7 protein-coding genes are annotated in these 7173 nt (G+C 73.3%); 5 read left to right on the top strand and 2 right to left on the bottom strand.

Features of this window, described 5'->3' with window-relative positions; all coding sequences use genetic code 11:
* Positions 1-175: 175 nt before the first annotated feature.
* Positions 176-346, top strand: a complete 171-nt coding sequence (locus ACGF3I_RS13970) for a hypothetical protein (protein ID WP_393131518.1) — start codon at positions 176-178, stop codon at positions 344-346.
* 39 nt (positions 347-385) lie between these two features.
* Here ACGF3I_RS13970 and ACGF3I_RS13965 read toward each other — a convergent pair whose 3' ends face one another.
* Both ACGF3I_RS13965 and ACGF3I_RS13960 read right to left on the bottom strand, forming a co-directional pair.
* Positions 386-1864 carry an ABC1 kinase family protein gene (locus ACGF3I_RS13965; RefSeq protein ID WP_393131516.1) on the bottom strand — a complete coding sequence of 493 codons (1479 nt, stop codon included), beginning with the start codon at positions 1862-1864 and terminating at the stop codon, positions 386-388.
* 40 nt (positions 1865-1904) lie between these two features.
* The gene (locus ACGF3I_RS13960; RefSeq protein ID WP_393131515.1) at positions 1905-3038 is read right to left on the bottom strand and encodes a TOMM precursor leader peptide-binding protein; all 1134 of its coding nucleotides are present in this window, start codon (positions 3036-3038) and stop codon (positions 1905-1907) included.
* Between the two features lie 225 nt (positions 3039-3263).
* Between ACGF3I_RS13960 and ACGF3I_RS13955 the strand changes: the two genes are divergently transcribed.
* From ACGF3I_RS13955 to ACGF3I_RS13940, 4 genes are all read left to right on the top strand, one after another.
* Complete coding sequence (locus tag ACGF3I_RS13955; protein WP_393131513.1) at positions 3264-3860, top strand: M48 family metallopeptidase; 597 nt, start codon at positions 3264-3266, stop codon at positions 3858-3860.
* A 106-nt stretch (positions 3861-3966) separates the two neighbouring features.
* A complete protein-coding gene (locus ACGF3I_RS13950; protein ID WP_393131511.1) occupies positions 3967-5652 on the top strand; it encodes a TerD family protein in 1686 nt (561 codons plus the stop codon).
* Positions 5653-5665: 13 nt separating this feature from the next.
* Positions 5666-6346, top strand: coding sequence for an AIM24 family protein (locus tag ACGF3I_RS13945; RefSeq protein ID WP_393131509.1), 681 nt, complete (start codon positions 5666-5668; stop codon positions 6344-6346).
* A gap of 14 nt (positions 6347-6360) precedes the next feature.
* Positions 6361-7116 carry an AIM24 family protein gene (locus ACGF3I_RS13940; protein WP_393131507.1) on the top strand — a complete coding sequence of 252 codons (756 nt, stop codon included), beginning with the start codon at positions 6361-6363 and terminating at the stop codon, positions 7114-7116.
* Positions 7117-7173: the final 57 nt, after the last annotated feature.

Below are 7173 nucleotides of genomic sequence, written 5' to 3'. Positions count from 1 at the left end.
CCCCGCCCCCCGCGCCCCCCCCCCCGCCGCCCCCCCCCGCCCCCCCCCCCCCCCCCCCCCCCCCCCCCCCCGCCCCCCCCCCCCCCCCCCCCCCCCCCCCCCCCCGCGGTGCGTTGTGGTGCCGCGCGGCCCGGCACGGCGGTATCGTCGCCAGGTGGACGACCAGAATCGGCCGATGGCCGAAACCATCGTGTGCTCCCACTGCGGGACCCCGGCTCCGGCCGGAGGCCCACCGCCCACCTGGACCTACTCGGTCGAGGACGGTGCGGGCCGCTACTACTGCGACGCCTGCGCCCGCGCCAACATCAGGGCCATCGAGGGCAGACTCGACTCGGCGTGGTGGTAACGCCCGCCGCCATACCCCCTCCGCCCGGGCCGCTCGCCCTCACGCCTTCTCGGCCACCTCCGGCGCGCCCGCGTCGACGGACTCGGACCCCTTCGCCGTCGCATCGGCCGCCGTCGCGCCTGCCGCCGTCGTGCCTGCCGTTTCGAGCCCGGTCGTTTCGAGTCCGGCCCCTTCGAGTCCGGCCGGTGCGCCCGCCACGAACCCCGGGAGCCACTCGGCCAGTTCGTCCCGCATCCGCACCGTCGCGTCCAGCTGGCACAGCACCCCGATCGTGGAGAGCGTCACGCGGTGTATCAGCAGATACGAGGGCGGCAGATTGAGCTGCTTGCCCAACTGGTGGGCGGGGGAGCGGGGGTCGGCGATACGGGCCGCCTGCCCGCGCATCCAGCTCCGGCTGAACGTGAACTCCTCGACCTGGGTGGGCTCGATGATCGGCAGCAGATAGTCGAGCACCGCGTCCGGATCCAGCTCGATGGACTCCTTGACGAAGCCCTCCCCGCGCAGCAGCTCGTACACCGCCTCGGCGTTGCCCTCCAGCGTCATCCGCAGGGACTCGCCGATGGTCGCCGGCAGCCCGCCGGGCAGCCGGTCCACCGTGCCGAAGTCCATGACGCCGAGCCGCCAGGGGCCGCCGTCCCGCTCGGGCGGCAGCAGCCGGAAGTTGCCCGGGTGGGGATCGGCGTGGAGCAGCCCCGTCCTGGCGGGACCCGAGAACAGGAACCGGGTCAGCAGCTGCCCGGCGCGGTCCCGCTGCTCCCGCGTGCCGTCCTTGATCACGTCCGAGAGCGGTATGCCCTCGATCCACTCGGTCACCAGGACCTGGTCGCACTGGTGGACCACGGCGGGCACCAGCACATCGGCGTCCCCCGCGAACTCCTCGGCGTGCGCCCGCTGGGCCCGCGCCTCCAGCTCGTAGTCGAGCTCCTCCGAGACCCGGTCGCGCAGCTCGGTGATGAGCGGCTTGATGTCCATCCCCGGGATCAGCGGGCCGAGCAGCCGGGCGAAGCGGCTCAGCTGTGTCAGGTCCGAGAGCAGCGCCTCACCCGCGCCCGGGTACTGCACCTTGACGGCCACCTCGCGCCCGTCGTGCCACACCGCCCGGTGCACCTGCCCGATCGAGGCGGCCGCGGCGGGCTTCTCCTCGAACTCCCGGAACAGCTCGCGCCATTGGGCGCCGAGTCGCTCCTCCAGCACCGCGTGCACCGTGCGGGCCGGCATCGGGGGCGCCGCCTCCTGGAGCTTGGTCAGGGCGGCCCGGTAGGGGCCGGCGACCTCCTCCGGCAGGGCCGACTCGAAGACGGACAGGGCCTGGCCGAACTTCATGGCCCCGCCCTTGAGCTCGCCCAGAACCTTGAAGAGCTGCTCGGCGGTGCGCTGCTGGAGCTCGCGGGCGACCAGCTCCGCGGACTTGCCGCCGATCCGCTTGCCCAGGCCCCAGGTCGCCCGGCCGGCGAAACCGAGTGGCAGAGCGGCCAGCTTGGCGGTCCGGGTGACCGCCTTCCGGGGAAGATCAGACATGCGCCCCTCCAAATCCCAGACAGCAGCGCCCTCGCAGGCGTCACCCGGCCATTGTGTCGTGTGGCCCCGCGACCGCGGAGACCTGCTCCCCCCGAGTGTTCCGCACAGCGCCGCAGGGGCAGTCCCGGTGGGGCTCGACGGGGGCCGACCGCCAGTCGAGCTGGGGCAGCGAGGCCTCCCAGCGGGCGCCGGTGGTGGCCGGGAGATCGCCGTCAAGGAAGGCCAGCGCGTGCGCCGCGGCCAGCCCGGCCACCGCCGTCGCCAGCGCCAGGTCGCAGGCCGGGACCGCGGTGCGCCGCCGGCCCGAGCGCCACTGGGCCAGCAGCCGCGGCCAGGCCGGATCCCGCTGTGCGCGGCCCCGTGCGAGGCAGCCCGCGCACCCCGTGCCGCCCGGCAGCACCAGGGGGCCCACCACTCCGGTCGTCTCCACAACCCCCGCGTACAGATGGGGAATTCCGGCCGTCACCCACCCCTCGGCGTCCGCCGTGTCCGGCGCGTGGACGTCGAGGGCCTCGCGCGGGGCCACCACGATCAAGGACAGCCCGGACTCCTCGGCGCCCCGGCTCCGGCGCGCCGGGCCACCCGGCGCCGCCCGCCGCACCAGCTGCCCGGCCGCGGTCGCCCGGCGCTCGCCGACCGCCCGCTCGGGCAATCCGCCCGGCGCCACGTCGCCCGGCTGCGCGACGCCTCCGTCCAGGACGTCGACCCGGCCCACTCCCGCTCCGGAGAGCACCGCGGCGACGGTGGCGCCGACCCGCCCGGCGCCCCGCACCTGCACCCGTACGGCCGCCCTCGCCGCGAGCCGGCGCGCCGCGTCGCCCGGCTCCGGGTGGACCAGCGAGAGGGACGCCAGATCCGGCCGTAGTCGCTCGCGGACGTCCGCGCGGTTGCGCAGCGCGTCGGCCGCCGGGCCCCCGGCCGTCGGATCGTCCACCACGCCCGCCGCGGTCAGCCGGGCCACCAGTTCGTCCACCCGGTCCGGCGGCAGATCCAGCGCACGGGCCCGTTCGTACAGGATCGGCATGCCCTGGGTGCCGTCGAGCAGTTCCAGGAACTGGCCCGTCGCCGGGTCCACCGGCGACACGACCACCGCCTGCGCGGGGGTGATGCCGAACTGCACGGTCTGCCGGTCGCGCCACGCCCGGCGCAGTGCCGGCTTGAGCATTGGATGCATCGTCGAACCCCCGTCGTCGTGCCCCGCCACACGTCCCCGGAACCTGCCCCGTCGCAGGCCCTCGTGCGGCATGGGGCCAGAATGCACGCCTGCGCCGAGCGGCGTGAAAAGTTGTCCACAGGCAGGGGCCATTAGTCATTCGAATGCTGCACCTCAGCGGATGGATCATGGCTCAACCGCCCCGGAGGCGGGACTTCCCCCACTGACAGCGGGTAACGTCGGGGCGTGCCCGCCGACCCACTGCAGAGTGCCGGAAGCCTCCCGCGCAGCCCGTCAAGCCTGCCGCCACGCGGCCCGGCGACGAGCGCGGTCGAGGTCCGCCGCAGCGCACGGCGCAGCCGGACGGTCTCCGCCTACCGCGAGGGCGACCGCACCATCGTCCTGATCCCGGCCCGGATGTCGGAGGCCGAGGAGCAGCGCTGGGTGACGGTGATGCTCGACAAGCTGGCCGCTCAGGAGAGCAAGCGGATGCTGGGCGACGCCGAGCTGACCGAGCGCGCCGAGCGGCTCTCCGAGCAGTACTTCGACGGCCGGGCCCGCCCCGCCTCGGTGCGCTGGGTGACCAATCAGAACACCCGCTGGGGGTCGTGCACCCCCGCCGAGGGCAGCATCCGCCTCTCGCACCGGCTCCAGGGGATGCCGGAGTACGTCGTCGACTACGTGCTCGTGCACGAGCTCGCCCACCTCCTGGTGCCGGGGCACGGCCCCGACTTCTGGCGCCTCCTCGACGCCTATCCGCGCACCGAACGGGCCCGCGGCTACCTGGAGGGCGTGGTCGCCGCGGACCGCCTTCCGCACCTGCCGGCGGCCCGCGAGGAGTGAGGGCCGGCGGTTCTGTACCGAATGTGTAGCGGCTTCGCCGATTGTCCGGGGCAGCCGTTAGCCTGGCGCGACGCATTCACCTCGGGATGGGGGACGGTCGGTACGCATGGCCAGGGAATTCCAGCGCGGCCACAAGGCCAAGGTCAGTGATCTCACCGCAGGGACGGATCTGTACGTAGGCGTGCAGATCGGCGGTCCCGGGCTGACCTTCGACATCAGCTGCTTCGGGCTCGACGCCAACGAGCAGCTGTCCGACGACCGTTACTTCGTCTTCTTCAACCAGCCGAAATCCCCCGAGGAGTCGATCCAGCTCCTGGGCGCGCAGGCCGGCGACACCGAGTCGTTCCGCGTCAGCCTGGACCGCGTGCCGGCGCACATCCACCGGCTCTCCTTCACCGCGACGCTCGACGGCGCGGGCCAGATGTCGCAGGTGGGCCCCGGTTACATCCGGGTCGTCGCCGGCGGCGAGGAAGTGGTCCGGTACGCGTTCACGGGCGCGGAGTTCAGCACCGAGCGGGCCGTGATGCTCGGCGACTTCTACCTGAAGGACGTGTGGCGGTTCGCCGCCGTCGGGCAGGGTTTCGACGGAGGCCTCGAAGCCCTCCTGAAGAACTTCGGCGGCGAGGTACTGGAGGAGGAGCCGGCCGCGCCGCAGCAGCCGGCGCCGCCTCAGCAGCCGCAGGGCGCGGCCCCCGGGTTCGCCCCGCCGCCCCAGGCCGCCGCGCCCGCCCCGCAGTTCGGCGGTCCGGCCCAGGTCCCCCCGCCGGCGCCCGCCCCCGCCTTCGGCTCGCCCGCGCCCACGCCCCCGCCCGCCCCGCAGCACTACGCGCCGCCGCCCCAGGGCTCGACGCCGCCGCCCGCGCCCAGCCCGCAGATCCACGCCGCGCCCACCATCGCAGCGCCGATGCACCTGGTGCCCGGCACCGTGCCGCCGCCCGCCGCGCCGGCGCCGTACGGGCAGCCGCAGCAGCCGCCGCCCTATGGACAGCCGCCGCAGCAGCCCCCGTTCGGGCAGGGGCCCGGCCACGTCCCGGGCCAGACCCCGCCGCCCGGCGCGCCCGCCCCCTATGGCCAGCCGGCCCCTTACGGCCAGGCCGCTCCGTACGGGCAGCCGCAGGGCGCGCCCCAGGGCGGTGGGCTGCACGCGGCGATCCAGATGTACAAGGAGCTTCCCACCGGCCAGCGCTGGACGCCGCAGAACAAGCAGCTCGTGCGGGTCGACCTGGGCATCGGCGGCCAGCCGGTGCTCGCCCGCCAGGGCAGCATGGTCATGTACCAGGGCAAGGTCGACTTCGGTTACAAGGGAGCGGGCTTCGCCGGCCGGATCGTCGGCAACGCGACCGGCCAGGAAATGCAGTTGATGCGCTGCACCGGCCGCGGCCAGGTCTTCCTCGCCGAGAACAGCGCCTACCTCCACCCCATCGAACTCCAGGGCGACGGCATCTGCGTCTCCGCCGAGCACGTCCTGGCCTTCGACGAGTCCCTCCAGTACGAGGTGCGCCGGATCGAGGGCCACGGCATTCCCGGCGGCGCCCTGTTCACCATGCTGTTCCAGGGCTCCGGCACCGTCGTCGTGATGACGCACGGCACCCCCGTGGTGCTGCCGGTCACCCCCACCACGTTCGCCGACAGCGACGCGATCGTGGCCTGGTCCGCCGCGTCCCAGGTGATCGTCTCCAGCCAGGTCCGGCTGCGGCGCAACGCCTACCCCGGGCACAGCGGCGAGTCCGTCAATCTCCAGTTCCGGGGCGCCCCGGGCAATTTCATCGTCGTCCAGCCGTACGAGGTCTGAGGGAGCCCGGCCAATGAACCAGCAACTCGCGGGCTACGCCCCCACCCCCGTCACCGCCCGGATGGAGAACCACGGCAGCGCCATGCTCAAGGTGGCCATGGCCACCGGCCAGGACCTGTTCGCCCGGGTTGGCTCGATGGTCGCCTACGAGGGCTTCATCCAGTACGAGCCCAACCCGCCGGCCGTGCGCCAGATGGCGCGGGACTGGATCACCGGTGAGGGCGCGCCCCTCATGAAGTGCACCGGCGACGGCCTGCTCTACCTCGCCGACTACGGCGCCAACGTCGTGATCGTCAACCTCAACAACGACGCGCTCTCGGTCAACGGCACCAATGTGCTCGCCTTCGACGCGAGCCTCCAGTGGGGTGTGGAGCGGGTCAAGGGCCTGGCCAAGTTCGCCGGCCAGGGCCTGTTCAACGTGAAGATCTCCGGCACCGGCTGGGTCGCCCTGACCTCGCGCGGCACGCCGGTCGTCGTCGACTGCGGCAGCGGCGAGGACGAGACGTACGTCGACCCGGACGCCCTGGTCGCCTGGTCCCCGAACCTGAAGGTGAAGGGCAAGCGCAGCTTCAAGGCGTCCTCGCTGATCGGCCGGGGCAGCGGAGAGGCCTACCAGATGGCCTTCTCGGGCCAGGGCATCGTCGTCGTACAGCCGAGTGAGGACAGCACGGACCGCCTGCGGGCCCGGGGCTGAGGGGGAGAGACATCATGCAGAGTCCGCTTTTCGGCTACACCGAGCAGCAGTCCCAGGAGCGGTACACGGCGCAGAACCCGCAGCTGCTGCGGGCCGTGCTCACCGGTCACGACGACGTCCTGGCCCGCAAGGGCTCGATGGTCGCCTACCAGGGGCTCATGGAGTTCGACGGCGAGTACCAGTCGAGCGGCTCCCGGCGCGCCCGCGCCCGCACGGGCGAGGGCCTTGACCTGATGCGCGTCTCCGGCCAGGGCACCGTCTACTTCGCCAACCTCGCCCAGCACGTGCACGTGGTGGACGTGGACCGGGACGGGCTGACCGTGGACAGCGGCTACGTCCTGGCCATGGACTCCTCGCTGCACTACGAGGTCATCGCCGTGGACAGCCAGTACGGCATTTCCGGCACCGGCAAGTACCAGCTCAACATCACCGGCACCGGCAAGGTCGTCCTGATGACCTCGGGCCAGCCGCTGATGCTCCAGGTCACGCCCGACAAGTACGTCAACGCGGACGCGGACGCCATCGTGGCGTGGTCGACCTCGCTGCGCGTCCAGATGCAGGCGCAGACGCACTCCACGGGCGTGTGGCGGCGCCGCGGCAACACCGGCGAGGGCTGGGAGCTCAGCTTCCTCGGCCAGGGCTTCGCGCTGGTGCAGCCCAGCGAGGTGCTGCCGCCGCAGAACGCGATGATCGGCCAGGGCCTGCGGGCCCAGTACGGCATGGGTCAGCAGGGCGCCCATGCCCAGAACCAGGGCAACGCCTGGAGCTGAGCCGGGCGCCGGGTTCGGGTAAGGGGCGGTCGCCATGGCGACCGCCCCTTACCGTTC

Source organism: Streptomyces sp. NPDC048111 (genome assembly GCF_043202815.1).
Taxonomy (GTDB): Bacteria; Actinomycetota; Actinomycetes; order Streptomycetales; family Streptomycetaceae; genus Streptomyces.
Note: the sequence above shows the minus strand (reverse complement) of the source record. Positions and strands in the feature narration are given on the sequence as shown.